Origin of the sequence: Sphingobium sp. CR28, assembly GCF_052327305.1 — a bacterium.
Classification (GTDB): Bacteria; Pseudomonadota; Alphaproteobacteria; order Sphingomonadales; family Sphingomonadaceae; genus Sphingobium.
Window position 1 is genome coordinate 766,646 of record NZ_CP182486.1, and the last position, 26,935, is coordinate 793,580.

The window sequence follows — 26,935 nt, forward strand, 5'->3', positions numbered from 1 at the left end:
GCGCCGACTCCGGTAAATCATTGCTATCAGGGCAAACCTGTAGAACGCAAGGGGCGGATAAGTGGACACCAGCAACATCACGGCAGGCAGAGCCGCTTCCGCCTGACCAAATATACACCGAACTAACGCTGATTGCAGAGCGGGCTTACGAGGGGTGTGGCATCCCCTGCCCTATCCCATCCTCGCCACCGTCAGGTGCATTTGCCCCGACAGCACCCAAATGGTCGTAGGCCGATAGCCAAGCACTGTTCAGGCCTGACCCACCTCGTTTCTGACCTGCTCCGCGTCGAGTTTCAGCCGATAGCCGATGCCCAGCTCATTGCCGATGATCTGTGGGCGCTGAGGATCGCTCTCGAGCTTATGGCGCAGCGTGCGAACGAGCACGCGCAGATATTCGACATGGTGCTCGACCTCGTGCGGCCAAACGCGCGCCATGATCTGGCTGTGGGTGATCACACGGCCGGGGAATTGGGCGAGCTGGGCGAGAACCGCATATTCCTTGGGCGTCAGATGCACATCCTTACCGGCCTTTTTTACCGTCCGGGCCATCAGGTCGATCGTGACGTCGCCGACCGTGAGGGACGGCACGCCGCCCTCGCGAGTCATGCGGTTGCGCAGCGCCACGCGGACACGAGCGAGCAGTTCATCCGTGTCGAACGGCTTGGTGAGATAATCATCCGCGCCGAGGTCCAGAGCCGCAACCTTCTCGTCCGTGGCGTCGCGGGCAGACACGACGATCAAAGTGGTATCGGATTGCTGCTTGAACAGCGGAACCAGTTCCAGCCCGTCCCGATCGGGAAGCCCGAGGTCGAGCAGTGCAATGTCCGGCCGCTCGTCCTTCAGCCGTTCGAGCGCCTCCCGGGCCGTCTCGGCCTCGACAGTCGCATAGTCGGCGCGGCTCAGCGCTGCATTGATCAGCCGCCGGATATGAGGCTCATCGTCGATGATCAGAACCTTGTGGCGGTGCTTCATGGGACGCCCTTGTGATCCAGATATGTAATGATCAGACGCTGAGGGATACGGATCGTGAAACAAGCGCCATGCGGATCGTCATGATTACTGGCTTCAACTGACAGGCCCATTGCTTCTGAGAAGCCCTTCACGATCGCCAGACCAAGGCCCGTCCCGTGCTTGGCGCGATCACTGCCTTCCAGCCTGGTGAATGTCTCGAACACGCGGTTCTCGCTCCCGCTCGGAATGCCTGGACCCTGGTCGAGGACGGACAGCAGAATTGCATCATGGGTGCGCCGGCCTTGAATGATGATCGGTGTCTCGGGGTCGGCATAACGACCGGCGTTGTCGAGCAGGTTGATCAGGCAATGATGGAGGAGGACAGGATCGACTTTGACCAAGGGGATATCCGGCGCGATCTCCACCCTGACTTCATGTCCGGTCAGCGACGTGCGCGTGTCCTGCACGGCGCCCGCCACGGCGTCGAACAGATCGGTCGCCTCCGCCTTCATCGGCAGCGCACCGGCTTCGACCCGGACCATATCGAGCAGGTTGGCGACGAAGCGATTGAGCCGGCGCGCTTCAGTCTCAATCGTGTCGGCAAGCTCGTCCGACGGGTGGCGTCTGATCTGCTGCGCGGCGGACAGGATGGTGGTCAGCGGCGTGCGCAGATCATGGCTGACCGAGGAAAGGAGAGCGGAGCGCAGCCGGTCGCGTTCGCCGACCTGTCGTGCTCTCAAATTCTCCTCTTCCAGCGCCATACGGTCGAGCGCGATCGAGGCCTGGTCGAGCAGGCTCATGAGCAAGGGCACCTGATCGGACCGGACCGGCTCGCTTGCATCGGCCCTTGCCAGTCCCAGGACACCGAGCACGCCTCGGCTCGTGCGCAGCGGATGGAACAGCCAGTCCGAGGCCGTGAGGGTGGAGGAGCCTCTGCCAGCAGGCTGTTCGTTGTCCATCGCCCATTGCGCGGCAGCCAGCTCGATCTCGTCGAGCCGATCCTCTGGAGGCACGGCGGCGCTCAGAACCGGCCCATCTTCGGAAGGCAGCAGAAGCACCGTATGAACGTCGAGCAGACGCGCCACCTCTCCGCAGATCGCGTGCATCAGCATTTCCTGATCGGCTGCCGCCGTAAGCTGCCGGGAGAAACTGGCAAGCGCGGCATTCTGGCGGGCGCTGGATTGGGCGAGATCGGCTTGCGCGCGCACGCGCGCCGCAAACTGGCTGGTGACGATCGCGACGCCCAGCAGCACCAGAATGCTGATGATGTTTTCGGGATTGTTGACGGTCAGCGTTCCGGTCGGCGGCAGAAAAAAGAAATTATAGGCAAGGCTCGATGCGAGACCGGCGAACAGACCCGCGCGCAAACCAAAGGTGGCTGCCGCGAACATGACCGGCACCAGGAAGAGCAACGCGATGTTGCCAAGGTCAATGATCTCGATGAGCAGCCGCCCCAGAGCCGTCATCAAGGCGACCATCATCAGCGACAAGGCATAGTCCCTTGGTCTGCCCCAGGGATCCGGCGCGCGACGCGCATGCGCCGATACGCTCGGGGCCGTCGGATCGCCTGGCAGCACATGCACTGCCACATCGCCGATCGACCGGACGAGCCGATCGACAACTGAACCGTGGCGCAGTTCGAACCACCATGGACGTGCCGACTTGCCGATGACGATCTGGGTCGCTCGGGCATCGGCCGCGAAGGTGCGCAACCCTTCGACAATGTCCGTCGCCGGGACACTAGCCGTTGTGGCGCCGAGCCGTGAGGCGAGCGCGAGCGTGTCGGCCAACTGATGCCGCTCGGCATCCGAGAAATGCGCGCCCCGCTGGGTTTCTATGTGGACGGCAGTCCAGGGGGCCTTGAGAGCATCGGCGAGCCGCTTGCCCGCGCGCACGAGGCCGGCCGCGCTTGTTTGCTCGCTGACCGCGACGACGACCCGCTCGCCCACCGCAAAGCTACCTGCCAGGGCATGAGAACGCACATGATCGAGCATCTGCGCGTCGATCGCCTGCGCGGCGCGGCGCAGGGCAAGCTCGCGCAGCGCAGTCAGGTTTGACTTGGAGAAAAAGTGACCGAGCGCCCGGGTGGCCTCCTGCGGAATATAGACCTTGCCGTCCTTCAACCGCTCGATCAGTTCATCGGGCGGCAGGTCTACCACTTCGAGTTCAGCGGTCTCCAACAGGCTGTCGGGCACAGTCTCGCGCACGCGCACATGGGTGAAGGAGGCGACGATGTCGTTGAGGCTCTCGACATGCTGGATGTTCAGCGTCGAGAAGACGTCGATACCCGCATCAAGCAGCTCCTCGACATCCTGATAGCGCTTGGGATGGCGGCTGCCCGGTGCATTGCTATGGGCTAGCTCGTCGACCAACACCAGCTGTGGGTGCCGCTCCAATATGGCGTCGAGATCCATCTCGCTCAGACTGTGCCCCTGATGCTGGACGGTGCAGCGAGGCACGATCTCATGGCCATGAACCAACGCCTCGGTCTCGCGCCGGCCATGTGTTTCGACCACGCCTATCACGACGTCGACCCCAGCAGCACGACGGGCGCGGCCATCGGTCAGCATTTCCCAAGTCTTCCCCACGCCAGGGGCAGCGCCGAGAAATACCTTGAGACGACCACGACCTTCCTGCGCAGCCTGGCGCAGGAAGGTCTCTGGAGCGGGCCTGTCGTTGTTCGTCACGTGTCGGGATTAGCGGCAAATGCATCCAGTCGTCGATTCAACTCGAACACGTTCACGCGCGGCTCTCCCAGAAAGCCGAGCAAGGGCTGCTGGATGCTCTCATTCACCAGCCTACGCACGGCAGCGCCATCAAGGTTACGGACGCGGGCGATACGCGCTACCTGATAATAAGCCGCTTCCGGGCTGATATCGGGGTCGAGGCCGGAACCAGAGGCTGTGGCGAGATCGGCTGGTACGGCCTTGCCGGGCTCTGTAGCTTTCATCGTGCCGACTTGTTTCTTTACCCGATCCGCGAGTGCCTGCGAGGTCGGACCGAGATTGGAGCCAGACGAAGCCAAGCCGTCATAACCATCGCTGCCCGCAGCAGACGGGCGCGTGTTGAAGTAGCGCTCCGAAGTGAAGGCCTGGCCAACGACCGTTGACCCAATGACTTTGCCATTGTCGCTGACAAAGCTGCCATTAGCCTGGTTCGGAAAGATGAGCTGGCCGATCCCGGTCAGCGCCAGTGGATATGCAATGCCGAGCAGCAGAGCGAAGAGCAGCGTCATGACGAGCGCCGGGCGAAGCGATGTGATGAAATCCTTGTTCATGGCCTGTCTCCTCACGCAAGACCGAGGCCGTTGACGGCCAGGTCGATGATCTTGATGCCGATGAACGGCGCGACGAGGCCGCCAAGGCCGTAGATGGCGAGATTGCGTGCCAGCAGCGGCCCCGCGCCCATCGGGCGATAGGACACGCCCTTGAGCGCGAGCGGAACGAGCAGCGGAATGATCAGCGCGTTAAAAATGATCGCAGAGAGGATCGCGCTTTCCGGCGTGCCCAGGCCCATCACATTGAGCACACCAAGCCCCGGATAGAGCGCGATGAACATCGCCGGGATAATCGCGAAATATTTGGCGACATCATTGGCGACCGAGAAGGTGGTGAGCGCGCCGCGTGTCATGAGCAGCTGCTTGCCGAGACCGACGACCTCGATAAGCTTGGTCGGGTCACTGTCGAGATCGACCATATTGCCTGCCTCGCGCGCAGCCTGCGTGCCGGTGTTCATGGCGACGCCGACATCGGCCTGCGCGAGCGCGGGCGCATCATTGGTGCCGTCGCCACACATGGCGACCAGACGCCCGCCTTGCTGCTCCTTTCGGATAAGCGCCAGCTTGTCCTCCGGCGTGGCCTGAGCGAGGAAATCATCAACGCCCGCTTCGGCGGCGATCGCGGCGGCCGTGAGCGGGTTGTCGCCGGTGATCATCACCGTGCGGATGCCCATTTGCCGCAACTCGCCGAAGCGCTCGCGAATGCCTGCCTTGACGATATCCTTGAGGAAGATCGCGCCGAGCAGTTTGCCATCCTTGGCAACAGCCAGTGGCGTTCCACCGGCCCGGGCAATTTCGTCAGTAATGCGGCGCAGCTCTGTCGCAGCAGCCGTCTGGCCAAGGCCAGGATTGGCTTTAAGGATCGAGTCCACGGCGCCCTTCTGGATCTCGATACCGTCCAGCTTGACGCCAGAGATGCGGGTCTGCGCCGTGAACCGGATGACCTCCGCTCCTTCCGGCAAGGCGTCGGTATTCTGACCGAACTTATGACGCGCCAAGAGGACGATAGAGCGCCCCTCGGGCGTCTCGTCGGCGAGACTGGCGAGCAGCGCCGCTTCGGCAAGCCCTGTGATCTCCGTGCCGCCGACGGGACGGAACTCGGTCGCCTGACGGTCGCCGACCGTGATCGTGCCCGTCTTGTCGAGCAGCAGCACGTCGACATCGCCTGCCGCCTCGACGGCGCGGCCGGACTTGGCCAGCACGTTGAACCGCACGAGGCGGTCCATGCCGGCAATGCCGATGGCCGAGAGCAAGGCGGCAATCGTTGTCGGAATGAGCGTGATGAGCAGAGCGGCGAGGATCGAGACCGGGATGCTTCCGCCCGCATAGCTGGCAAAGCCGGGGATCGTGCTAACCGCAATGAGGAAGATGATCGTCAAGCCGACGAGCAGCAGGGTGAGCGCGATCTCGTTCGGCGTCTTCTGCCGCTCGGCGCCTTCGACCAGCGCAATCATTCTATCGAGGAAGCCCTGTCCCGGATTGACCGTGACGCGTACCCTGATCTCGTCCGAAATGACGCGGGTGCCGGCGGTTACTGCCGAGCGGTCACCGCCCGCCTCGCGGATCACCGGCGCGCTCTCTCCAGTGATCGCGGCCTCGTTGACCGAGGCGACGCCGGAAACGACCTCGCCGTCGGACGGAATGAGGTCGCCGGTCTGCACCAGGACGACGTCGCCCATTTTAAGCGCGCCGGCCGGCACAGTCTCATAGGCGAGTCCTTCGCCCTTCAGCCGCTTCGCAGAAAGCTCCGCTTTGGTGGCGCGCAGCGATGCGGCCTGCGCCTTGCCGCGGCCCTCGGCCAAAGCTTCGGCGAAGGTGCCGAAGAGCACGGTCAGCCAAAGCCAGATGACCAGCTGCAACTTGAAGCTGGTCGCGAGCCCATCCTGCCCGACAATGAGTAACATAGTGAGCAGAACGGCGACGACCGCCGTGGTGAACATCACCGGGTTGCGGATCAGTTCCTTGGGGTGGAGTTTGCGGAAGGCGTCGCCGATCGCCGGAACGATCAGGTCAGCCGTGAAAAGTGATTTTTGTTCGGACCGAGCCATGTGCATGGATCCTTAAAAGAGCTGGCCGTTGGTCATCGCGAGATGATCGGCAATGGGGCCGAGCGCGAGGCTGGGCAGGAAGGTGAGGCCACCCACGATCAACACGATGCCCACCAGAAGGCCGGTCCAGAGCGGCCCTGTGGTCGGGAAGCTGCCCGCCGTCTCCGGCGTGTATTTCTTCGCCGCCAGACCCCCGGCGATGGCCAACATGGGGATGATGATGAAGAACCGGCCGATCCACATCGCGACGCCGAGCATGCCGTTGTAAAAAGGCGTGTTGGCGGTCACGCCGGCGAAGGCCGAGCCGTTGTTCGCCACGGCGCTGGTGAAGGCGTAGAGGATCTCCGAGAAGCCGTGCGGACCCTTGTTGAGCGGTCCGGCAAGACCGACCTCCAGCACGCTGGCGATGGCTGCAAATCCCAGAATGATGAGCGGTAGCACGGCAATGGCAAGCACAGCGAGCTTCACCTCGCGACTCTCGATCTTCTTGCCCACATATTCCGGTGTGCGTCCGACCATCAGGCCAGCAACGAACACGGCAAGGATGGCGAACAACAGAAAGCCATAGATGCCCGCCCCGACGCCGCCGATCACGACTTCGCCCAACTGCATGTTGAACAGCGGGATCATGCCGCCGATCGCAGTGAAGCTGTCGAGCATAGCGTTGACTGCGCCGCAGCTTGCTGCCGTGGTGACGACCGAGAAAAGGGCGGAGGCGGCGATGCCGAAGCGGACTTCCTTCCCCTCCATATTGGCGCCGGCGATGCCCAGATTGTGCAGGACGGGATTGCCCGCCGCCTCCTGCCAGTAAGTGACGGCCGTGCCCAGGAGGAACAAAAACATCATGGCCGCCAGTATCGCCCAGCCCTGCCGCACATTGCCGACCGCCTTGCCGAACGTGTAGGTCAGGCCGACGCCAATGAGGAAGATGGACAGCATCTGGACGAAATTCGTCAGTCCGGTCGGATTTTCGAACGGGTGCGCGCTGTTGGCGTTGAAGAAGCCGCCGCCATTGGTGCCCAGCATCTTGATCGCTTCCTGCGAAGCAACCGGGCCGAGAGCGAGCGTCTGCTTGGCGCCCTCCAGCGTTGAGACGTCGATCGATCCCGCCAGCGTCTGTGGTACACCGCTTGCGATGTAGAACAGCGCGATGACAAAACAGACGGGGAGCAGGAGGTAGAGGGTAATCCGCGTTATATCCGCCCAGAAATTCCCGACCGTCTTGCTTTCACGCCGTGCGAAGCCGCGGAATAGAGCAAAGGCCAGCGCGATGCCGGTGGCGGCCGACAGGAAATTATGGATGGTGAGCCCCAGCATCTGGCTGAGGTTCGACATGGTCGATTCCCCGCCATAGCTCTGCCAATTGGTGTTGGAGGTGAAGCTAATTGCCGTGTTGAAAGCGAGATGCTCGCTCGTCCCCGCGTAGCCCAGCGGATTGAGCGGAAGCACACCCTGCAACCGCAGGATTGCGTAAGTGAACAGCAGCAGCGCCACGTTGAAGATGAGCATATGCACCGCATAGCGGCGCCAGCCTTGCTCCTCGGACGGATCGATACCGGAGAGCCGATAGAAACCGCGTTCTATGGGACCGAGGACGGCATGAAGCGGAGTCTTCCGGCCTTCGAACAGCGCGAACAGCCACAACCCCATGGGTTTGGCGAGCGCCAGCAATATGCCGACGAAGACGAGGATGAGACCCCATCCCTGAATAGTCATTGGTTCCCTCCTTCAGAAGCGCTCGGGCCGCGCAAGCACGGCCACGAGATAGATAAGAAGGGCGATCGCGGTTGCGCCCGCGAGCCAGAGGTCGATGGTCATCGGTCTATCCCCTCAGGCGTTGTCACAGAGGCGGACGTAGACGAGGCTCGCCGCCACCAAGCCGAGGATGATGCCGATCCAGATCAGATCTTGCATGATGTGGAACTCCCGCAAGGCGCTAGCCACCGATTGCGGTGCGAGTCGTCTGCGGCGTTTCAACTAGGCCAGTGCAGCATTTGAATTCGAGATGCAGCTTTTGGGATCCGCATAGTATTTGCGTATGATTTATCGGTTTTTTGGAAGCAGCCTCTACAACAGGCCAGTGCTCCGGCCTCGAGAAATGCCGGTGGCTGCAAGCGATAATGAGTAGCGTCTCTCGCCCCGCAGAGCGGCAGCGCGTCGTGATGGCAGTGGCAACGCTCCACCTTAAACAATATTATGATGGTGCTGTCGATCCTCCCTCAAGCAAGCGAAGGCTGGAGCGAGATTGCCACCCGCTATGATGATGGCGGTCTCTCAGGGGGCACACTCGAGCGCCCTGCCCTTCAGCAGCCGCTTGGCGATATCGCAGCCGGTAGGATCGATATCATCGTCGTCTACAAGGTTAGCGTCAGCCTTTCCGTTTGGCCTTTCGTGTCCTGAGCGCAGCGATCGACATCAGACGGCGAAAGGTGGGACATTCCGCATGGCTAGGGGCTGGACATGCGGCCGCGTGGCGGAGGCCGTCTCGCAACGCGCGAAGACGGCGCAGCGTTCGGTCGATTTCCTCGGCCTTGGCTAACAGCATCGACCGGTCGATGTCCGCAGCGCTGCCTCTCCCCAAAATTTCCGATATCTCGTCTAATGAAAAACCCGCCGAGCGACCGAGCGCAATCAGTGAGAGACGCTCGAGCACAGCCGCGCCGAAGGTGCGGCGCAAACCGCGGCGGCCCAACGACTCGATGAGTCCCTTCTCCTCGTAGAAGCGCAGCGTGGAAGCGGGCACGCCACTGCGTCGGGCAACTTCGGCAATGTCGATCAATGCCATCTTGACCTCAAGTTGACTTGAAGTGGCAGAGTGCCTCGAATCGCAACCGCAAACAAGGAGCAGAATATGGCTCATCAGCTGGCAGATCAGGCCGAATGGACCGCCGGCAGAGGCAATATATGGATGGAACTGCAGCCGATGCTCGATCGGCTGTTTTCTCCATTTGAAGCCATTCTCGTAAATGAGATCGTCGCGCTGAACGTACAGTCTGTGCTCGACATCGGCTGCGGCGCGGGCGGGACAAGCCTCGCGATGGCGCAATACCTCAAAGGAAACGGTGTCTGTACGGGCGTCGACATCTCACCGGACCTCATCGATCTCGCGTGCCGCCGGGCCGCCAAAGAACAGATCAATGCTCGCTTCCTGTGCGGCGATGCGCAGCGTTGCGGCTTCTCCACCGGTCATTTTGACGCGATCGTTTCGCGCTTCGGGGTGATGTTCTTCGACGATCCGGTCGCCGCCTTTATGAACATCCGGCACGCTGCTAAGCCGGGGGCCGTCCTGCGTTGCATCGTTTGGCGCAGCATAGCGGACAATCCCTTCATGGCGATCCAGCCTGATGCCATTGCACAGGTCTTAGGACCGCAGGCAGCGCCGCGGCCCTATGCACCTCGCCAGTTTGCCTTCGCCAGTGACGAGCGAGTAAAGGAAATCCTTGCCGACGCGGGATGGCACGATGTGGACATCCAGCCAATCGACGTGCCTTGCGAACTTCCTGCGAACGAGTTGCCGATCTACGCGCGGCGGATGGGCGGCATGGAAGCGACGCTTGGCAGTTTGGAGGGGGCGCAATCTTCGCGGCTTCAGGCTGCTCTAGATGCTGAGTTCGCTCGTTTCGTGATCGACGATGTGGCCCGGTTCGACGCTGCATGCTGGATGGTGCGAGCAACATGCCCGAGCTGTTCCTGAACTAAGGGCAGGTTTCCGCGAGCCGGTCCGAGTGCGCAAGTGGCCGCTTTGTTGGCGCTTGCAGTGAATAATCCGCCTGAGCGAGGCCCTTCCGGTCTTGCGGCCGCGAAATCCAATCCGACATAATATTCTTATTTGCGGTTGACTCGCATTAGCATAGAAAATACGCGCACCCCATCAAAACCGCGGGGGCATCATGAAAACCAATTGGCTGCTATCGACCTCATTGCTCGTCACGCTTGCGAACCCGTGGCCCGTCTTCGCTGAGGATGTCGCAGCTGCCGATGAGCCAGCCGAAATCATTGTTACCGGCGAAAAGACCTCGCGTAGTCTGCAGGAGACGACCGCCTCCGTCGGTGTCGTGACAGCCGAACGCCTCGCCGATGAAAACGTCCTGACAATCCAGGAAATCTACCAGCGCACGGCGAATGTCTCGGAGACTTACGGCGCATCCGGCTTCTCCATCCGTGGCATCGACCAGCGCGGCGTATCGGGCGGCGGTGATGCAGCCACGGCAACGGTGTTTGTCGATGGTGCGCCGGTGCAGCAGGATATTCTGTCCAATGGCCCGACGGACATGTGGGACGTCGCCCAGGTCGAAATCTTCCGCGGTCCCCAATCGACAATCCAGGGCTTGAATGCGCTGGCTGGCGCGGTGCACATTCGGACCCAAGACCCGACTTTCAACTGGAGCGCCAAAGGCCGGGCGCTGATCTCCTCATTTGATACCACCCAGTTCGCCGTGGCCGGTGGTGGACCGTTGATTACGGACGAGCTGGCCTTCCGGGTCTCCGCCGAAAAGCGGGATTCCGATGGATATATCCATAATCCCACCCGCCGGGCGCCTGAAAACCCGCTGGACTCGATTTCGCTGCGCGGCAAGCTCCTGTGGAAGCCCTCAGCTTTGCCCGGCTTCGAGGCGCGGCTTAATTATCATCACTTCGAGACACAGGGCGGTTATCTGTTCGTTTATGTCGACCGGTCGAATGGCGATTATTTCAAGACGCGGACCAACCCCTCGGATTATCCCAACAGCAGCGATGTCAATAACGACCAGATGACGCTGGACCTGCGCTACGATCTTGGCAGCGGCCTCTCGTTCAGCACGCTGGGCACCTGGACGGACACGAACTTCATCCGGAAATATGACGGAGATTCCTCGGCTGTCAGCACAGCCTATAGCGACATCGCAGGTGGGGCGGAGACCTTCACCCAGGAACTGCGCCTCAATTATGAAAGCGATCGGCTAAGCGGGCTTGTCGGCCTGTTCTATTATAATCGCGACCAGTATCGGCAGTCACATCAGGTGACGCTGGTGCCAACCCCTGCAAGTACGATCATCAGTGCGCTCGCCCCGAGCCTCGGTGCGGCAACGGCGCAGCAGGTGGCAGGAATATACACCGCCGCGTTGCCAAACATTCCCGTTGATTACACCTCGGATTTTCCTACCCAGGTCGAAACCATGGCGCTGTTTGCTGATGCGCGCTACCGCGTGACCGATCAGTTGTCGCTGATCGGCGGCTTCCGTTATGATCATGAGCGCAATAAGATCGGTGGCGAAGCAATTGCGTCCTTCGTCGGCACGCTGCCGAACGCTGCTCTTTATCCCGCGCCTCTGAACGGAGCTATCACGGCCCTGAATGGCTTCGTGCTCGGGCTGGTGAACGACGCCAATGGCTCGGCTCCTGTGGGCACGCGAAAATTCGATGCATTTCTGCCCAAGGGTGGGGTTGAGATGGCATGGACTCCCGACCTCTCGACCGCATTTGTGGCCCAGCGCGGCTATCGGTCAGGCGGTAGCAGCTTCAACACTGCACGATCACAGCTGTTTGCTTACGATCCGGAGTTTACCTGGAACTATGAGCTCTCTTTGCGTTCGTCCTGGCTCGACGGCCGACTGACCGCCAACGCAAACGCCTTCTACATTGACTGGACCGAGCAGCAGACCACCGCGAACTTCGGCAACGGCACCTACGACACGCACACCGTCAATGCCGGCAAGTCGCACGTCTACGGGTTTGAGGTGGAGCTGGCGCATCGCGTCTCATCCGCCTTCGACTGGTATGCGAGCGTGGGCCACACGCGCACGAAGTTCGATAAGTTTGTAACGGACGTCGGATCGATCACTGATCTCTCGGGCCTCGAGTTCCCCTATGCGCCCAAATGGACGCTCTCGGGCGGCGCCAATGTGAGGTTCGCCGACGGCTTCAATGCCAATGTCAACGCCAGTTATCGCAGCGCTGTCATGACCGATGTGTCGATCCCGCAGGTTGAGAGCCGCGTCGGTGCTCGTACCCTCGTCAACGCGCGGATCGGTTATGCAGCCGATCACTGGAGCCTGTCGCTCTTCGCCAACAACGTCTTCAATGAGAAGTACGATCAGTACGTCAATGACTATACCGGTTTTGCCGTTATTGGCGCGCCGCGCAGCGTGGGTGTGGTTCTGGAAGCCGGGTTTTGAGTGACGTGGCGTTTCCGGTCGCAATTGTAGCGATCATCGCAAGCTGCGTAGCGGGCGCCTCGTTGCTTCGGCGTGCGTGGCAGCTCAAAGCAGGCAAGGCGCTGTGGCGCCGGGCAGGCCTGACATTGCTGGGCGTGACGCTGCTCTGGCCAGCATGGGTGTTGGGCGAGGCGCGAGGACCGTTTGTCGCTGTCACGCTCTTGTCTGTCGCAGCGCTCGGCGTCGTTGCATCCGGATATACGCGGCGTCCGGCTCGCGCGCAGCGCGCGACGCGGGAAGGGCTCGCGCCCGAGCCGGCAGACCGGGCACCCAGCGCCTGGCGCACCACGTTGCGCTGGTCGCTGGCCGGCCCCATCGGCATGGTGGCGGCGATGGGACTGGGGATCAGCTATGCCGTCTGGGCACCCGGTGAGATCCAGACGCGGCTGCTGATCGGCGGCCTGATCGTGCCACTGGCGTGGGGGACAGCAATGGCATGGACCCTCGCCGACAGCCGCATTCTACGCGCCGCAGCGGTGTTGGTAGGAACGTCCATTATCGGCTTCGGCGCGGCCATGCTGAAGGGACTGACATGACGACAGGCCAGACGAGCAAGAAGGGCGCGGGTTTGCCGTCGCCGGATATGGTGCGCGCGGTCCTCAAGGGGCACAGCGGCCTCGGCCTGGCCTTCGCTACCCTGCTCTATTTGATCTGCCTGACCGGCACGATCGCCGTGTTCGCCAACGAATTCTATCGCTGGGAGAACCCGGACGCCGAGCGCATGGAGAGCGTCTCTGCGGATGCCGTTCACGCAGCTTATCGCGCTGCGATTGATCGCGCCGAGGGGCCTGTCGAACACGTCTACGTTCTAATGCCGAGTCATGACCGGCCATGGCCGACCGTGCGGGTCGACACCGAGGATGGCACGCGCACAACCTGGATTTTCGACAGCGCGGGGCGTATTACCGGAGAGTTGCGTGAGAGCTGGACCCATTTTCTCACCCGGTTGCATATCAATCTGCATCTCCCGCAAAGCTGGGGCATCTTCATCGTGGGGCTGAGTGGCGTCGCACTGCTCTCGTCCCTCATCTCCGGACTGCTGGCTCACCCCCGCATCTTTCGCGATGCCTTTCATTTGCGGCTCGGCGGCTCGCGGCGGCTGCAGGAGGCCGATCTGCATAACCGCATCGGCGTCTGGGCTCTTCCCTTCCACGTCACGGTTTCGCTGACGGGCGCCCTGCTCGGTCTGAGTACTGTCATCATCGGGGCGATCGGGCTTGCCGTGTTCCAAGGCGACACCGCCAAGGTCTATGCGATTTTCACTCCGCCCCACCCGGCAGAGGATGCGCGGCCCGCGCCACCGCTCGATCTGCGGCCACTGTTCGCTAAAGTCGCTGAACGGGCGCCGGGTGCTCCCATCAGCTATCTTGTTGTCGAACACCCGACCGAGCAAGGCACGGCCGCCATGTTCGAGGTTGAGAACGACACGTCCCGCATCGCCAGCAGCGATGTCTATGCCTTCGACCGCGCAGGAACGCTCTATTACCAGCAGCAGGCCGCGCAGAATAATATCGGCCAACAGATTCTGGGGTCGCTCGGCCCGCTCCATTTTGGGTGGTTCGGTGGCGGCATCGTCAAGATCGCCTATGCACTGTTGGGTCTTGGCCTCACTTATCTTGCCGCGGGCGGAGTTCACATCTGGCTGGCCCGGCGGCGTGACAAGGGCAGACCGGCCTCAGGCTGGGAACGTGTCTGGGCGGCGACTGTTTGGGGACAACCCCTCGCGCTGACATGCGCGGCCATAGCCGCGCTGTTCACGGCCGCAGCAGCGGTGCCGATATGGATCTGGGGAGCAGTCAGCCTCGCAGCGCTGGGAGCAGCCGCCTTACTCCCGCCGGCGAGCCTGTCACGGATCGGTCGCCATGGAACAGGCGCGCTCTTGATGACCCTTGCGATCGGACACTTTTTCTTGTTCGGCGCCAATGACCCGATGGCCCTGATCGTTGATGGTTTGATCGGTCTCCTGGGGGCAGGCTTGGTCGGAGTTTCGTGGGTGTCGCGGGCCCGCCTGCCGAGGAAAAGCGCGTGAACGAATGGCAACTTTGAGTGGCGGGTGCTGTCAGTCTCATGCGAACTTGGCGTAGCTGCCGCTAGGAAAGATGTGCCTCAGGCCATCAGGGGTTGCCAGTCAGCCAGGGCGGCTGAGCGTCTTTGCTTGTAGGTCTGTCGATCTACGAGATGGCGCTCGATGGCAAAGTGATTATGGACGTTGGCGTGGACAGAGGCGAACTTCTGCAGCACCTTCATCTGTCGGAAGCGGAACATGGCGCGCTCCCGTCGTCGGAATGACAGATGGCTATTTTCGCAGCGATTGTCGGCCCAGCGTCCGACCTCCTGCTTGTCTTCGTTCCCTAGGCCTTTCATCGCTGCACGATACGAGCGCAGGCCCTCCGTCGTGACCGCTTCTGGCGATCCATGGCGCTTCAGCGCTTGTTTCATGAACCGCAGTGCAGCAGCCTTGCCCCGGGTTTTCGTGGCGTAGCTCTCGGGGATCTCGCCCTCGTGATCGACTGCCCGCCAGAGATAGACCATCTTTCCGTTAATGTTGGCTGCGCCGCCCTTCGGGTCACGTACATCTCATCGAGATGCCATTGCCAGTGCCGAAAGCCTCGCATCCGGCTCACCCGTTGCCGACGAATGTCGCCTGCGAAATGCGGGCCAAAGCGGTTCCACCACAGCCACCGTCTCATGGCAGATGTCGATCCCGCGCTCGAAGAGCAGATCCTCTACGTTCCGCAACGACAGCGGATGACACGTACATCATCACCACGAGGCGGATCACCGCAGGCGAACAGTTGAAATACGGAAATGGGCTAGTCGACTTACCAGGCCGAGGCATCCCCTGCCCTATCTCATCACCTCGCCAACGTCAGGTGCATTTGCGCTGACAACGCCCCCTCACTGATAAGCTGAAGTGCTAAAATCAGTAGGAGGCAATGAGGTCAATTCTAACCCCTCACGACATGACACTTTGAAAAAACTTATGGACGAGCATCAATTGTAATTGGGCTGATCTCACTGGCCTACCTAAAGAGTTTTTCATGATCGAGAGGATAGCCTTGATTGGGTTCGGCGAGGCAGCGTCCGCCTTTGTCGTTGGTTGGACCAGGAAGCCGGCGGTCCTGCGCGCATTCGATATAAAAAGCCTCAATCCTGCGACAACCGCTGCTAAGCGAGCTGATTACGCCGCCACTAACGTGGCGGGAATGGACAGTGCGGCGGAAGCGTTGGCAGATGCGGTGGCCGTCCTGTCGCTTGTTACTGCTGATCAGGCACTGGCAGCCGCCGAAGATGCCGCCAACGCACTCAAGCTCGGATCATTGTTCTTCGATATGAACAGCGTTGCCCCCGATACAAAGCGCGCGGCCGCCAGGGCGGTCGAGGCCGCAGGGGGGCGTTATCTGGACGTAGCAGTGATGGCGCCGGTTCATCCGGCAGGGGTTGCGGTGCCTTTGCTTGTTTCCGGGCCTCACGCTGAGGAAGGCGCGCAGGCGCTGTGCTCAGTTGGTTTTACAAAGGTCCGCGCCGTTTCAGGCGAGGTCGGCACCGCCTCCTCGATTAAAATGCTTCGCTCGATCGTTGTGAAAGGCTTAGAAGCGCTCACTGCCGAATGTGTGTGGGCGGCCGAAAAGGCCGGCGTACTTACTGAAGTGCTTGCCTCCCTAGACCAAAGTCCTCCTCCGGCGTCTTGGATGGAGCGCGCCAATTATAATCTCGATCGCATGATGGTTCACGGACTGCGCCGAGCTGCCGAGATGGAGGAAGTGATCAACACGCTCGACGCACTCGACATGGACGCCACGATGACGCGCGGAACGGCTGAGCGGGAGCGAGCGATCGGGAGCCTGTTTTATGGCACGCCACCGGCCGGCATTGACGCCAAATTGGCAGCGCTCAGCCACGCGAGTGAGGTTGAAGCAGCATGATCATCGACTGCCACGGCCATTATACCGTGCTGCCCAAGGGGCACGATGCGTGGCGCGAGGAACAGAAGGCGGCGTTCAAAGCCGGTGTCTCGCCGCCAGCTTACCCTATGATTTCCGACGACGAGATTCGCGAGACGATCGAGGCTAATCAGCTGCGGCTGATTAAAGAACGCGGCGCGGACCTCACCATCTTTTCGCCACGCGCGTCTGCGATGGCCCCACATGTCGGCGACGCAGCGGTAGCGCAGGAGTGGGCCACCCGGTGCAACGACCTGATCGCGCGGGTGGTGGGGCTATATCCCGATAGGTTCGCAGGCGTGTGCATGCTGCCGCAATCGCCTGCAACCGACATGGCGAACTGTATCGCAGAGCTTGAGCGTTGCGTGAAGGAGCTTGGCTTCATCGGCTGCAATCTGAACCCGGATCCGGGCGGCGGGCACTTCACGCATCCGCCGCTGACTGATCGTTACTGGTATCCATTTTATGGGTGCTGTCAGTCTAATGCGAACTGGTCTCCACTGGGCGTAGCTGGCGCTGGTGGAAGATGCACCTTAGGCCATAAGATTTTGCCACCCGGCCAGGGCGGCTGAGCGTCTTTGTTTATAGGTCTGTCGGTCAATGAGATGGCGTTCGAGGGCGAAGTGGTTGTGGACGTTGGCATGCACGGAGGCGAACTTCTGCAGCGCCTTCATCTGTCGGAACCGGAGCATCGCTCTCTCCCGTCTTCGGAATGAAAGATGGCTGTTCTCACAGCGGTTGTTGGCCCAGCGTCCGACCTCCTGCTTGTCCTCGTTCCCAAGCTCCTTCATCGCGGCGCGATAGGATCGCAGGCCGTCGGTTGTGATCGCTTCGGGCGAACCGTGGCGCTTCAGAGCCTTCTTCATGAAGCGCCGGGCTGCTGCCTTGTCGCGGGTTTTTGTAACGTAGCTCTCCAGGATCTCACCCTCGTGATCCACCGCCCGCCAGAGATAGACCATTTCACCGTTGATTTTGACGTACATTTCGTCGAGGTGCCAGCGCCAATGCCGAAACCCTCGCATGCGGCTTACCCGTTGCCGTCGGATGTCGCCGGCAAACAATGGACCGAAGCGGTTCCACCAGAGCCGCACCGTCTCATGGCAAATATCGATGCCGCGCTCGAAGAGCAGGTCCTCCACATTCCGCAGCGACAGCGGATAGCGCACGTACATCATCACCACGAGGCGGATCACCTCGGGTGACGAGTTGAAACACCGAAACGGACTAGCTGGCTTACGAGGGCGAGGCATCTCCTGCCCTACCTCGTCCGTGCATCCGCGTCAGGTGCATTTGCTCTGACAGAGTCCCACTGAGTATTTTCTGGTAATGATCAGATCGTCAGGATGTGGGTAGATTGGCGGGGGGGGTCTTCGTGCCGCCTTAGCCCGTTCGAATACGGGACCCCATTTTTCCTTATAATCAAGTGCCCAAGCGAGCATTTTAAGACCATTTTCTGTCGTTTCCCGCTCCGCCGCCGCGTAGGTACCAACTAATAACTTGGCGATGGCGGCATCTTCATGTGCCCGGAGTTCCAGTCCGGCCAGAAGCCGCTCATATCGCGTAATCGGTTCTCCGTTGAACTCACCGACGAACTTATGGGCGTGTTCGAGCGCCAGCCGCTGGAGGGGATTCACGCCCTCAGGTATGTTCGCCTCCTGGATCTTCTTGGGCGGTCGACCCGCGCGATTGGGGCAATACCCCTTGGGCCAGCGGTATTCCGCCGGTGTATTGCCCGGCCCCACCTTCTGTTGTGGATCGCGCTCGCGGAACGGCTGGCGCTTCTTGCGTGCTGGTTTATCCCCGTCCCCTGCCTTGCTGCTCATGCCTCGACCTCCTCGAAGAGGTTTGCCTCAAGTTCGCTGAAAGATCGGCCGTCAGCTGCGCGAACGGCATCGATGCCCAGCGCTGTGCGCACCCGGCGCAACGTTGCATCGACAAAGCCCGGATCGATCTCGATCGCGAAGGCCCTGCGCTCTGTCGCATGCGCTGCGAGCACGATGCTCCCGCTCCCGCAAAACGGGTCCAACACGATGCCTCCGCGATCGGTCACATCAAGGATGGCATCACTCAGCATCTTAACTGGCTTGGGCGTCGCATGAATCTGCAACAGCTCGGCACGTTCCGCAGAAGCCGTGGTCATTCCGTCATAATGCCACGCGGTTGTGCGATTGCGTCCGTATTTGCCTAACATCACGTGATTGCGATGGGGCGCATCACCATTGCGGAAATATACAACCTGTTCCGTCTGCGAGCGGAACAGACTCCCTTGCCCCGGTTGGCTCTTGACCCAGGTACACATTGCCCTAGGCCTGCCGAACACGATCATCCCTGCTCGAAAGGTCTCGGGCAGAAAATGATAGCTCATGAAGAAGGCGTGAAGACTGCCGGGTTCGCTCCACTCCTTCATGTGGCGCATGAAGTTGGTCTGAAAGCGGGTGAACTCATGGGATGACATCTCCCCATGCGCGAACGCAAATTCCTCTCGCTCTCGACTGCTCGAGATATCCCGCATTGAAAGGTTGTATGGCATGTCTGTTAACCCGAACTGAGCCTTCTCCGTGCCCATCAACTCACGGAAATTCCTGGCCTCAAGCGAATTTCCGCACAGGAGGCGGTGGGAGCCAATCTGCCAAAGATCCCCCGGACGGGTGACTGGTTCCAGCTGTTCATAGGGTGCCGGGTCTGGTTCCTCGACTTCCTGCTGGTCGAGAGCAAGCAGCCGAGTGAGTTCACCTTCTGCCATTGCCAGCAGCTTCAGACTTCCCTCACCAAGCAGCTGCTCCAGTTCACGCAATTCCTCAGCGAGTAGAATTTCGTCATACCCACCCATATCGGACAACTTGTGAGCATTGATCGCGTAAAGCCTGAGCTCTTCCGCCGACATGGAGCTGACGCGCAACACAGGTATTGAAGCCAGCCCGAGCTTCTGCGCAGCCATCACGATAGCGCCACCGCATACCACACGGTTTTCGGCATCGACCAGCGGGGGCTCCACCACTTGACCATTCCCCGACAACAGCCGAACCGCCGTGTCGATCTGCTCCTTGCTGTGCCTGCGCCAAGCCCTCACCCGCGGCTTCAGTGCTGCAGGCGCCAGGTACTCGATTCTATGGGTATTCATTCCGCCACCTCATCAGAGATCAAACATTCGTTTGCTTGGCGGCAAGGACATCTAGGAATTTGTTGGGGTTATCTGCAACCGAAAATTTCAACTCTTGTGCATTTTATGTTCCGGAAGAATTCGCGGTATTCCGCCAATAATGCGACCATCGCAGCGTTTTGCTAGGGCTCGCGCATTATCTCTGGGATCTCGCAAACAATTTACCGAGATTACGCGTGATTCCACTCGGTTTTTGCACCAGGTTGGACACAACACTCCTACTAACCAGCTGATATATCATCATTTCTCTCGAAACGCTCGCGATGAAGCCACCAAAAAACCTTCCCTGTTATCTTCGAAAACAGGGTGAAACCGCCGGGTTTTTAAAATCATTGTGAACCGTACCGCCTAGGCAGGGCGCAGAGAAAAATCACAAGAATGAGGAGGATATTCTCTTGGGCAGCCACCTCCCATTACGGAGCCGGCGCGAAACGGCGCACATTGGGGCGAATCACGAAGCAGAATCGGAGGTGATGAAATTCACGCGACTACGTGGCGGAGAGGGTGTCCGCCTTATCTCGCCCGCATAGCTTTGAAAATAAAGCATTTTCGGGCTCCTCTTGAGAGTAGTTCTACCAGCAGTTCTACCAATGGGAATTCGACAAAAATATCGACAAATTAGATACTTGTGACGACACTTCTTCCGGTAACAATTACGATAAACCAACGCCAGAAAAACCGGTTGGGATTCGAACCCTCGTATCGCTCAGAAGGATGATTTCTTCTCCTTTCTAAGACGTCGCAGATGCTGCCAGGGCAATCTCGCCCAACTGCAACTCAGCCTTCCCCCTCCCCCAATCTCGAAGCTGCGCTGAGCAATGTCTCTTGCGGGGCCAGCCCAGTCGACATACAATTTATCCTGCTTTGGCGGGCAGACCGAATAGGATCGGTTTGCATGGAAGATATCGACGACAGGTTCCTGCGCATCGGCGAGGTCACCAGGAAGACCGGGCGGTCGCGGGCCGCGATCTACCGAATGATCGCAGATGGCAACTTTCCAAAGCAGGAGAAGATCGGCGTGCGCGCCGTCGGCTGGCGACTGTCGGCGATCATGTCTTGGATGGAAGCGCCAAAACAATTCTTCGCGCCACCCACGTAGATTGGCGACCCCCTCCCCACCTAGCCCATCCAGGCCTGCGAGAGCTGGCGCCCCAGGGGGCGATCGCCCTTGGTGGTTCGGGAATAAGCTGGCTTAACCCGTCAAGCAGAGAGCTACCCAGTCGATGCAGTTTTCTCAAAGGCCACTCTGCTACACAGCGCGGAAATACTCGCGGCCGACCTGGAGACGACCGACATCCTGACGTGGCGGGGCACCGAATAAGCGACGATACTCGCGGCTGAATTGGGATGGGCTCTCATACCCTACAGCAAATCCCGCTTGGCCGGCGCTCATCCCCTCGGTCAGCATGAGGTGACGGGCCTCCTGAAGTCTTAGCTGCTTTTGATATTCAAGTGGCGTCATGCGCGTCACCGCCTTGAAATGCTCGTGTAAAGCGGATTCGCTCATGCCCGCCGCACTAGCGATCTCACGGACACGCAATTGTTCACGGAAGCCCGTTCGGATGCGGGCAATGGCGCGGCTCACCTGGTTGAGATGACTATCGGCCGCGGCAAGGTGCCGCAGCGTCGGGCCATGCGGGCCATTAAGCAGGCGGTACAGGATTTCGCGTTCGGTCAGGGGCGCCAGAACAGCAATGCTTTCCGGTTTGTCGAGCAGTCCGACGAGCCGGCAGGTGGCATCGACCAGATCGGGATCGCTTGGATAGACCGCGAGCACAGGCGGCGATGCCGCCGCGCGCCGGCTTCCCTCACCGATAACCAGATCCGCCAGAGCCAAGAGATCAAGGTCTATCTTGCAGCAGAGGTAGGGCTCCTGCGCGCTCGCCGTGATCACATGACCGGTCAATGGCATATCCATCGACACAATCAGATAGCGGCTGGCATCATAGACGAAGCTCTGCTCCCCGGAGGATACCTGCTTGGCACCTTGGGCAATCAGGCAAAGTGACGCTTCGTAAACCGAAGGCACCGGGTGCGTCTCATAATCTGACCGGAACAGCGAAACACGACTAATAGGCGTAGGGAACATTCCTGTTTCCGGGGCATATCGCTTCATCACCTCAGCAAGCTTCTGCATTCTGTCCATACTGCCGTTCTTCCCGGGATCGGGCTCAATCGCAAGCGGCGTCGTCCAATTCCGGGGAATTAGGCAATCTTCCAGGACGATCTTTCTACCGCCTTGCTCCGAGTTTCCGTCAGATGAGGGCCACCCCAACCAAGGAGGACATGCAATGACTGGCGTATCTGGCAAGACCATACTCATCACCGGCGCATCGAGCGGCATTGGCGAGGCGAGCGCACGCGAATTGGCACAGGCCGGTGCCCAGCTCTTCATCGGCGCACGGCGCAGCGGTCGGCTGAAGGCGCTGGCAGACGAGCTCGGGGCACAGGTCGGCTGGGCCGAACTCGATGTGACCGACGCCGACAGCTTTGAGGCCTTCGTAGCTGCCGCCGAAGGCCGCTTCGGGCGCGTCGACGCGCTGGTTAATAATGCCGGCGTCATGCCACTATCGCAGCTCGCTGCGGTCAAGCGGGACGAGTGGAAAAAGATGATCGACGTTAATATCCATGGCGTCTTGAACGGGATTGCTGCCGTGCTGCCGCGCTTCATCGCGCAGGGTGGCGGGCATGTCATCAATGTCGCATCGGTAGCCGCGCACATGGTGATGCCGACCGCCGCCGTCTACTGCGCGACGAAGCATGCGGTCTGGGCGATCACCGAGGGTCTGCGGCAGGAGCATGACGATATCCGCACGACACTGATCTCCCCCGGTGTGGTGGCGACGGAACTTGGCAACGATATCAGCGACAATGGCATCGCAGCGGCGCTCGCCGAATGGCGTAACAAGTCGCTGACGCCGGACGCCATTGCCCGCGCGGTGCGTTTCGCCCTGGAGCAGCCCGAAGGGGTGGACATCAATGAAGTGATCGTGCGCCCGACTGCTGCCGACATGTAGGACAGAGCCTCGCTGCTGCGACAAATCAATACAATGTCGACAGGGCTCGGCAAACTCACGCGACAATTAGGCGCTAGACAGCTCTCATCAACGCTTCTCCCACGGCGCTGATATCTTCCACGGTCCACTGAGCCCTTCCCCCCCCTCAGGGAGGGGCTAAAGGAGTGACAGGAGGAGTTTTCGGTTTGGCTTGCTTAGGCGGATCGCCGCCGCAGCCGCCAACATAGCGGTCGCTCGGCCGCTCGAAATGGCTTCTGTAACTTGCCCATCTTTCATCACGGCATCGCGGGAGCACCCAAAATCAACTCATCGGATGCTTCCCACAAACGGCGGGCAACAGCCTCATCGAGCGCTGCCGGAGGAATACGCGCAGGCGCGGGATATCCGCGCGTCTCGCTCAATGCATCCGGACCATAGTAACCTCCGGGCATGGCATCGTGCGAGGTTGCACCGAAGAGCGTTGGCAGCGCGCCTTGTGCCGCCGGCTGGAAAAGGAACCACAAGAGGGTTCGGGTGAGGCCCATCCCGCTCCAGCGACCCGGTGCATTGTGCAGCAGGTCGGTACGCGCAACGCCGGGATGCGCAATGACGCTTGTGACGCCCCAACCGCCCGCAATGCTGCGACGCTGCAACTCGAGACCGAACATCAGGCAGGCAAGCTTGGATTGGCTGTAGGCCACCATGGGCTTATAGCTTTTCTCGGCATTGAGATCGTCAAGGCTGATCGCGCCGCTGCGCGCGGCGACGCTCGAAAGCGAGACGACCCTCGCGCCGCCTGCCTTGCGCAGCAGCGGGAGCAAATGGTTCGTCAGCGCGAAATGACCGAGGTAATTCGTGCCGAACTGAAGCTCGAACCCGTCTTTCGTCTCTTCACGCCTTGGTGGGACCATAACACCCGCATTGTTTATGAGGAGATCGAGCTTTTCCTCCCGATCTGCCAGCCGGGCGGCGAAAGCTGCGACGGAAGCCAGGCTCGCGAGATCGAGCATCTTGAAGCGCACGCGCGCCGATGGAAGCTGGGCAGAAATCCGTGCGACCGCGTCAGCGCCTTTTTGCGCGTTACGACCCGCGATGATCGTGTTGGCACCCGCCCGGGCCAGGGCCAGCGCCGTCTCATAGCCGAGCCCTCCTGTTCCGGTGACGATCGCAATCCGGCCATCCTGCGCCGGAATATCAGCCGCTGTCCATTTACGCATGTCGCATCTGCCTATATAACTGCACCAAGTGCAAAATTATATTTGCACTTGGTGCATATTTCAAGGCTTGAGTGTTCTAATGCCATCCGTTGCCGCTGATTTGGAAGAAGGCCTGCGGGCCCGAAAGCGCCGCGAGACGATGAAGCGCATCACGGAGGCCGGAATAAGGCTTTTTCTCGAGCGCGGTTACGAAGCGACTACGCTGGACGACATCGCCGCTGCAGCCGCGATCTCCCGGCGAACCTTCTTCCACTACTTCAAGTCCAAGGACGACATCCTTATCTCGCTGCAGAGTGGGATGGGCGCCATGATTGCCGAGGCGATCCGCAAGGCTCCGTCGGCCAAGCGGCCAATCCACGCCGTACGCGATGCCGTCATCGAAGTTTGCGCCGCGGTTCCTCCCGACGAGATGCTTGCGATCGACCGACTGATGCGGACGAGCGAAACCGTGCAGGCCCGAAAGCAGGCCAGCTATGTCGAGCATGAAAGAACCTTGCTCGCGGCGTTGCGCGAGCGATGGCCGCAATCCGAGCGAGAACCCGCGCTCCAGTTAGTGGCGATGATCGCGATGGGAGCGATCCGTTTGTCTACGGAAGCGTTCAACCGCGAGGCCGGCGCGCGGCCGATGCCCACTTTATTACGCGAGGCGTTCGACACGCTGGATTCAGAGCTAGGCGCGGGCACTTGAAATCGCGCTAAGGGAATACGGCATCGGCTACATCAGGCCCAGCTCTATCGCTTCGCGGACGGTGCGCACGCTCGGTCGAAAGCCAAGATTGCGGGCCAGGGATCCATCCACATGCAGATGCCACGGGTCCGGCATCGGTTCTGACGATGCATCCATGTCTTTGCCGACAAAGCGCACCAGTTCATAGATTGTCGTCGCTGCGTCATCGCAGATGTTGACGATTTGCCCATCGAACGCACCAGCCAGCGCCAGCTTCACGGCGCCGGCGATATCGCGGTGATGGACGGTGCTCATGCGCTGCGCCGGGTGGAAGGCAAACGCGCTCAAATGCGAGGGAAGCGCCTCGAGATGACCGTCGCCGTCGCCATACACAAAGGGGAAGCGCAAGACGGACCAGGCCAGGCCGCTGTCCTGAAGCGCGCGCTCCGCAGCCACCTTGCTGGCGGGGTAAGCCTGCTGCGGATCGACGATATCGTTCTCGCGGCCCGGATAAGAACCGCTTCGACCGTAGACGTGAGCGTTGCTTGCCATGATGAAGCGCGCGTCAGGAGCTCGCACTTTGACTGCGCCAATCAGGTTTTGCGTCCCTTCAAGATTGCTCTTCCAGATCAGATCTGTGTCGGCGGTGCGAAAAACAGCGGCAAGATGCACAACCGCCGAGACGCCATCGACTGCCTGAGCAAGTGCGTCGTGATCAAAAAGGTCGCCCTCAAAGGCCGTTGCACCAGCCGTGATAGTCTTGCCGGCACGAACCAGGGCGCGGCAGGTCATGCCGGCTTCAACGAGCCGAGCTAGCAGGCGCTCTCCCACAAGTCCGGTCGCTCCTGTCAAAAGGATCGTCATCATAGTCCTCCGTTGGATCTTTGGGCGAGACGCTCGGTGGCAGTGCGGAGCACGCGCACCACGAGCGCGGCGTCGGCCTCGCTGATGCCCCCGAACGCAACATCATGAATGAAGCTGAGGTCAGGCAGCGCGGTCCACAAAGTCTCGCCAGCGCTCGTAAGGCACAGCAGCTTCTGACGCAGATCGACGCTGTCCTGTACCTGTTCGACCAGCTTCTTGGTGGCGAGCGCGCTAACCACTGCGCTCAGGGTCGCTCGCTCGACCTGGAGCTTCGCTACAAGGTCGCGCTGCTTCGTTGGACCAAAGGTGGCAAGATGGTGCAGGACATACCATTGCGTTGCGCCCAGCCCGTGGACGCGCAGGGCGTCTTCCATCACCGCTCGTCCGGCGAAATAGCAACGCTTCGCCCATAAGGCGATCGCTGCAAACTCATGCTCAAGAATATTGTCAGCCACCTAACTATATTGTCAGGAGGCTAACTATTTGTCAAGACGCTCTCAAACCGGGCTTTTGTCAGAAGGGGGGTGCGGTTAGCCGGGAACGGCCGAAATGGTGGCGCACTGGAGCCCGTCGCAGACTGAAAACGCCAAACGCCCAGTAATGTGGATAATGCCGAGGCAGGGCGACTGGACAGATTTTTACGTCGGAGGTCACTTCGGCCTTCGCCCTGAAAGCGGTCATTCGACCCCTCGAAGCAGTTCCCTAAAACCTGCCCTTTGTTCATCAGGCTGTCGCGGCATTGCGATGGACCGGCTTTGGGACAAAGCCATCGTTAATGAGGCTTCGCTTAAATGGCCGCTCTCGACGAGAGCAGACTCTAGAGCCTTTTTTATTGCCCGCATCGATTGACCGAAGTGGCACCCCGCGCACCTCCTCATGGGTAGGCGAGGAACTGGGTATGACCCGACCAAAAACGCGGGCAGATGGCTTGCCGTCTGCGCGGGTGCTCCTCAGAAGGTCAGAGGGCTGTCGATCTTCACAAGATCATGGGCGATGAGCGGACCGCCCGGGGACTGGAACAGGCGGCTGCCATGCTCGACATCGCCCATGTCCAGTCCAAAGAAACCGAGCTGATCGATCAGCTTTGCGACTTCAGCTTTCGCACCCTCGTCGTCTCCAGCGTAGAAGAGGATACGCCGTCCGCCGTCAGCATCGGGAGCCTTCTCCAGGTTCATGAAGAAGTGGTGGTTGAACGCCTTCACCACGCGGGCACCCGGCGCCCACTCCTGAACGATCGCGGTCGAGTCACTGTCGCCGATATCGATCGGCGGCAGCGGCGGCTTCTGCATGTTGTTGTTGGTGTCGATGAGGATGCGGCCGTTCCAGTCGAGCCCGGCAAGCGCGCCCTGCAGCTTGGGCCAGTTCACCGATACGAACACGATGTCCTTGGCCGCCGCTTCCTCGCGGGTGCCGGCGGTGATCGAGGGCCCGGCCTTGGCGACGAGGTCAGTGAGGGTTTCCGGGCCACGGCTGTTGGCGATCGTCGCCGGGATGCCCTTGGCACCGAGGCGCCGGGCTATGGCGCCGCCAATCATTCCAGTGCCGATGATTCCGATGGTAGGCATGTATGGTCTCCAATACGTTCACAAGAGGAGGCAGCCAGGACCGGGGGGCAGG

General features: G+C 60.6%; 24 protein-coding genes and 2 pseudogenes. 10 read left to right on the top strand and 16 right to left on the bottom strand.

Translation table 11 applies throughout. The features are described 5' to 3' along the window. Positions 1–249: 249 nt before the first annotated feature. Genes ACNAOH_RS03540 through kdpF form a run of 6 tightly spaced genes read right to left on the bottom strand, consistent with a single transcriptional unit; the run spans position 250 to position 8,094 of the window. Positions 250–972 carry a response regulator gene (locus ACNAOH_RS03540; protein WP_443971398.1) on the bottom strand — a complete coding sequence of 241 codons (723 nt, stop codon included), beginning with the start codon at positions 970–972 and terminating at the stop codon, positions 250–252. Next, entirely contained in the window at positions 969–3,638 is a 2,670-nt protein-coding gene (locus tag ACNAOH_RS03545; protein WP_443971399.1) for a DUF4118 domain-containing protein, read from the bottom strand. The genes ACNAOH_RS03540 and ACNAOH_RS03545 overlap by 4 nt, the downstream gene beginning before the upstream one ends. Further along, positions 3,635–4,228, bottom strand: coding sequence for a potassium-transporting ATPase subunit KdpC (gene kdpC / locus ACNAOH_RS03550; RefSeq protein WP_443971400.1), 594 nt, complete (start codon positions 4,226–4,228; stop codon positions 3,635–3,637). Before kdpC ends, ACNAOH_RS03545 begins: the two co-directional genes overlap by 4 nt. Positions 4,229–4,239: 11 nt before the next feature. Then, the gene (gene kdpB, locus ACNAOH_RS03555) at positions 4,240–6,276 is read right to left on the bottom strand and encodes a potassium-transporting ATPase subunit KdpB (protein WP_443971401.1); all 2,037 of its coding nucleotides are present in this window, start codon (positions 6,274–6,276) and stop codon (positions 4,240–4,242) included. Between the two features lie 12 nt (positions 6,277–6,288). Then, positions 6,289–7,992 (bottom strand): potassium-transporting ATPase subunit KdpA, encoded by a 1,704-nt coding sequence (gene kdpA / locus ACNAOH_RS03560; RefSeq protein ID WP_443971402.1) that lies wholly within the window; start codon positions 7,990–7,992, stop codon positions 6,289–6,291. 12 nt (positions 7,993–8,004) lie between these two features. Beyond that, complete coding sequence (gene kdpF / locus ACNAOH_RS03565; protein ID WP_443971403.1) at positions 8,005–8,094, bottom strand: K(+)-transporting ATPase subunit F; 90 nt, start codon at positions 8,092–8,094, stop codon at positions 8,005–8,007. Between the two features lie 381 nt (positions 8,095–8,475). On the opposite strand from kdpF, the gene ACNAOH_RS03570 reads away from it, so the two are divergent. Continuing rightward, positions 8,476–8,676, top strand: a complete 201-nt coding sequence (locus ACNAOH_RS03570; protein WP_443972036.1) for a recombinase family protein — start codon at positions 8,476–8,478, stop codon at positions 8,674–8,676. On the opposite strand, the gene ACNAOH_RS03575 is transcribed toward ACNAOH_RS03570, so the two are convergent. Beyond that, the gene (locus tag ACNAOH_RS03575; protein ID WP_443971404.1) at positions 8,645–9,061 is read right to left on the bottom strand and encodes a helix-turn-helix domain-containing protein; all 417 of its coding nucleotides are present in this window, start codon (positions 9,059–9,061) and stop codon (positions 8,645–8,647) included. The genes ACNAOH_RS03570 and ACNAOH_RS03575 overlap by 32 nt on opposite strands. A 66-nt stretch (positions 9,062–9,127) precedes the next feature. Between ACNAOH_RS03575 and ACNAOH_RS03580 the strand changes: the two genes are divergently transcribed. The 4 genes from ACNAOH_RS03580 to ACNAOH_RS03595 all read left to right on the top strand — a co-directional run bounded on the left by ACNAOH_RS03580 (position 9,128) and on the right by ACNAOH_RS03595 (position 14,499). Further along, a complete protein-coding gene (locus ACNAOH_RS03580) occupies positions 9,128–9,970 on the top strand; it encodes a class I SAM-dependent methyltransferase (protein ID WP_443971405.1) in 843 nt (280 codons plus the stop codon). A 196-nt stretch (positions 9,971–10,166) separates the two neighbouring features. Beyond that, on the top strand, positions 10,167–12,431 hold the full coding sequence (locus ACNAOH_RS03585; RefSeq protein ID WP_443971406.1) for a TonB-dependent receptor: 2,265 nt from the start codon (positions 10,167–10,169) through the stop codon (positions 12,429–12,431). A 5-nt stretch (positions 12,432–12,436) separates the two neighbouring features. Next, a complete protein-coding gene (locus ACNAOH_RS03590) occupies positions 12,437–13,006 on the top strand; it encodes a hypothetical protein (RefSeq protein WP_443972037.1) in 570 nt (189 codons plus the stop codon). Further along, positions 13,003–14,499: a PepSY-associated TM helix domain-containing protein gene (locus ACNAOH_RS03595; protein WP_443971407.1), complete on the top strand. Its 1,497-nt coding sequence runs from the start codon at positions 13,003–13,005 to the stop codon at positions 14,497–14,499. The genes ACNAOH_RS03590 and ACNAOH_RS03595 overlap by 4 nt, the downstream gene beginning before the upstream one ends. 77 nt (positions 14,500–14,576) lie before the next feature. Here the strand turns inward: ACNAOH_RS03595 and ACNAOH_RS03600 are convergent. Beyond that, a pseudogene (locus tag ACNAOH_RS03600) lies at positions 14,577–15,309 on the bottom strand (IS6 family transposase). A gap of 202 nt (positions 15,310–15,511) precedes the next feature. On the opposite strand from ACNAOH_RS03600, the gene ACNAOH_RS03605 reads away from it, so the two are divergent. Together ACNAOH_RS03605 and ACNAOH_RS03610 are read left to right on the top strand one after the other, a co-directional pair. After that, on the top strand, positions 15,512–16,396 hold the full coding sequence (locus ACNAOH_RS03605; protein ID WP_443971408.1) for a DUF1932 domain-containing protein: 885 nt from the start codon (positions 15,512–15,514) through the stop codon (positions 16,394–16,396). Continuing rightward, positions 16,393–16,881: pseudogene (locus ACNAOH_RS03610) on the top strand (amidohydrolase family protein); the annotation flags it as partial. The gene ACNAOH_RS03605 and the pseudogene ACNAOH_RS03610, both read left to right, overlap by 4 nt. A gap of 66 nt (positions 16,882–16,947) precedes the next feature. Here ACNAOH_RS03610 and ACNAOH_RS03615 read toward each other — a convergent pair. The 3 genes from ACNAOH_RS03615 to ACNAOH_RS03625 are packed head-to-tail and all read right to left on the bottom strand — an operon-like array spanning position 16,948 to position 19,535. Further along, on the bottom strand, positions 16,948–17,664 hold the full coding sequence (locus ACNAOH_RS03615; RefSeq protein ID WP_443971409.1) for an IS6 family transposase: 717 nt from the start codon (positions 17,662–17,664) through the stop codon (positions 16,948–16,950). A 30-nt stretch (positions 17,665–17,694) separates the two neighbouring features. Further along, the gene (locus ACNAOH_RS03620; RefSeq protein ID WP_443971410.1) at positions 17,695–18,237 is read right to left on the bottom strand and encodes a hypothetical protein; all 543 of its coding nucleotides are present in this window, start codon (positions 18,235–18,237) and stop codon (positions 17,695–17,697) included. Continuing rightward, complete coding sequence (locus tag ACNAOH_RS03625; RefSeq protein WP_443971411.1) at positions 18,234–19,535, bottom strand: DNA modification methylase; 1,302 nt, start codon at positions 19,533–19,535, stop codon at positions 18,234–18,236. Before ACNAOH_RS03625 ends, ACNAOH_RS03620 begins: the two co-directional genes overlap by 4 nt. Positions 19,536–20,469: 934 nt before the next feature. Here ACNAOH_RS03625 and ACNAOH_RS03630 point away from each other — a divergent pair. Continuing rightward, complete coding sequence (locus ACNAOH_RS03630) at positions 20,470–20,673, top strand: helix-turn-helix transcriptional regulator (RefSeq protein ID WP_443971412.1); 204 nt, start codon at positions 20,470–20,472, stop codon at positions 20,671–20,673. Positions 20,674–20,823: 150 nt separating this feature from the next. Here the strand turns inward: ACNAOH_RS03630 and ACNAOH_RS03635 are convergent, their stop codons facing one another. Further along, positions 20,824–21,720 carry an AraC family transcriptional regulator gene (locus ACNAOH_RS03635; protein ID WP_443971413.1) on the bottom strand — a complete coding sequence of 299 codons (897 nt, stop codon included), beginning with the start codon at positions 21,718–21,720 and terminating at the stop codon, positions 20,824–20,826. Positions 21,721–21,865: 145 nt separating this feature from the next. On the opposite strand from ACNAOH_RS03635, the gene ACNAOH_RS03640 reads away from it, so the two are divergent. Next, positions 21,866–22,591, top strand: a complete 726-nt coding sequence (locus ACNAOH_RS03640; protein WP_443971414.1) for an SDR family oxidoreductase — start codon at positions 21,866–21,868, stop codon at positions 22,589–22,591. Positions 22,592–22,866: 275 nt separating this feature from the next. Here ACNAOH_RS03640 and ACNAOH_RS03645 read toward each other — a convergent pair whose 3' ends face one another. Continuing rightward, positions 22,867–23,787, bottom strand: a complete 921-nt coding sequence (locus tag ACNAOH_RS03645; RefSeq protein WP_443971415.1) for an SDR family oxidoreductase — start codon at positions 23,785–23,787, stop codon at positions 22,867–22,869. A gap of 139 nt (positions 23,788–23,926) precedes the next feature. Here ACNAOH_RS03645 and ACNAOH_RS03650 point away from each other — a divergent pair, with 139 nt between their 5' ends. Further along, positions 23,927–24,475 carry a TetR/AcrR family transcriptional regulator gene (locus tag ACNAOH_RS03650; RefSeq protein WP_443971416.1) on the top strand — a complete coding sequence of 183 codons (549 nt, stop codon included), beginning with the start codon at positions 23,927–23,929 and terminating at the stop codon, positions 24,473–24,475. 27 nt (positions 24,476–24,502) lie between these two features. Here ACNAOH_RS03650 and ACNAOH_RS03655 read toward each other — a convergent pair whose 3' ends face one another. The 3 genes from ACNAOH_RS03655 to ACNAOH_RS03665 all read right to left on the bottom strand — a co-directional run bounded on the left by ACNAOH_RS03655 (position 24,503) and on the right by ACNAOH_RS03665 (position 26,883). Next, positions 24,503–25,321 carry an NAD-dependent epimerase/dehydratase family protein gene (locus ACNAOH_RS03655; RefSeq protein WP_443971417.1) on the bottom strand — a complete coding sequence of 273 codons (819 nt, stop codon included), beginning with the start codon at positions 25,319–25,321 and terminating at the stop codon, positions 24,503–24,505. After that, positions 25,318–25,773 carry a MarR family winged helix-turn-helix transcriptional regulator gene (locus ACNAOH_RS03660; protein WP_443971418.1) on the bottom strand — a complete coding sequence of 152 codons (456 nt, stop codon included), beginning with the start codon at positions 25,771–25,773 and terminating at the stop codon, positions 25,318–25,320. The genes ACNAOH_RS03655 and ACNAOH_RS03660 overlap by 4 nt, the downstream gene beginning before the upstream one ends. 495 nt (positions 25,774–26,268) lie before the next feature. Continuing rightward, complete coding sequence (locus ACNAOH_RS03665) at positions 26,269–26,883, bottom strand: NADPH-dependent F420 reductase (protein WP_443971419.1); 615 nt, start codon at positions 26,881–26,883, stop codon at positions 26,269–26,271. Positions 26,884–26,935 lie beyond the last annotated feature (52 nt).

Excerpts from the sequence above, each read along its gene's own strand:
- ACNAOH_RS03540 (WP_443971398.1), bottom strand. The coding sequence starts at position 972 with ATGAAGCACCGCCACAAGGTTCTGATCATCGACGATGAGCCTCATATC.
- kdpC (WP_443971400.1), bottom strand. The coding sequence starts at position 4,228 with ATGAACAAGGATTTCATCACATCGCTTCGCCCGGCGCTCGTCATGACG.
- kdpB (WP_443971401.1), bottom strand. The coding sequence starts at position 6,276 with ATGGCTCGGTCCGAACAAAAATCACTTTTCACGGCTGACCTGATCGTT.
- kdpA (WP_443971402.1), bottom strand. The coding sequence starts at position 7,992 with ATGACTATTCAGGGATGGGGTCTCATCCTCGTCTTCGTCGGCATATTG.
- kdpF (WP_443971403.1), bottom strand. The coding sequence starts at position 8,094 with ATGACCATCGACCTCTGGCTCGCGGGCGCAACCGCGATCGCCCTTCTT.
- ACNAOH_RS03570 (WP_443972036.1), top strand. The coding sequence starts at position 8,476 with ATGGTGCTGTCGATCCTCCCTCAAGCAAGCGAAGGCTGGAGCGAGATT.
- ACNAOH_RS03575 (WP_443971404.1), bottom strand. The coding sequence starts at position 9,061 with ATGGCATTGATCGACATTGCCGAAGTTGCCCGACGCAGTGGCGTGCCC.
- ACNAOH_RS03580 (WP_443971405.1), top strand. The coding sequence starts at position 9,128 with ATGGCTCATCAGCTGGCAGATCAGGCCGAATGGACCGCCGGCAGAGGC.
- ACNAOH_RS03585 (WP_443971406.1), top strand. The coding sequence starts at position 10,167 with ATGAAAACCAATTGGCTGCTATCGACCTCATTGCTCGTCACGCTTGCG.
- ACNAOH_RS03595 (WP_443971407.1), top strand. The coding sequence starts at position 13,003 with ATGACGACAGGCCAGACGAGCAAGAAGGGCGCGGGTTTGCCGTCGCCG.
- ACNAOH_RS03605 (WP_443971408.1), top strand. The coding sequence starts at position 15,512 with ATGATCGAGAGGATAGCCTTGATTGGGTTCGGCGAGGCAGCGTCCGCC.
- ACNAOH_RS03615 (WP_443971409.1), bottom strand. The coding sequence starts at position 17,664 with ATGCCTCGCCCTCGTAAGCCAGCTAGTCCGTTTCGGTGTTTCAACTCG.
- ACNAOH_RS03620 (WP_443971410.1), bottom strand. The coding sequence starts at position 18,237 with ATGAGCAGCAAGGCAGGGGACGGGGATAAACCAGCACGCAAGAAGCGC.
- ACNAOH_RS03625 (WP_443971411.1), bottom strand. The coding sequence starts at position 19,535 with ATGAATACCCATAGAATCGAGTACCTGGCGCCTGCAGCACTGAAGCCG.
- ACNAOH_RS03630 (WP_443971412.1), top strand. The coding sequence starts at position 20,470 with ATGGAAGATATCGACGACAGGTTCCTGCGCATCGGCGAGGTCACCAGG.
- ACNAOH_RS03635 (WP_443971413.1), bottom strand. The coding sequence starts at position 21,720 with ATGGACAGAATGCAGAAGCTTGCTGAGGTGATGAAGCGATATGCCCCG.
- ACNAOH_RS03640 (WP_443971414.1), top strand. The coding sequence starts at position 21,866 with ATGACTGGCGTATCTGGCAAGACCATACTCATCACCGGCGCATCGAGC.
- ACNAOH_RS03645 (WP_443971415.1), bottom strand. The coding sequence starts at position 23,787 with ATGCGTAAATGGACAGCGGCTGATATTCCGGCGCAGGATGGCCGGATT.
- ACNAOH_RS03650 (WP_443971416.1), top strand. The coding sequence starts at position 23,927 with ATGAAGCGCATCACGGAGGCCGGAATAAGGCTTTTTCTCGAGCGCGGT.
- ACNAOH_RS03655 (WP_443971417.1), bottom strand. The coding sequence starts at position 25,321 with ATGATGACGATCCTTTTGACAGGAGCGACCGGACTTGTGGGAGAGCGC.
- ACNAOH_RS03665 (WP_443971419.1), bottom strand. The coding sequence starts at position 26,883 with ATGCCTACCATCGGAATCATCGGCACTGGAATGATTGGCGGCGCCATA.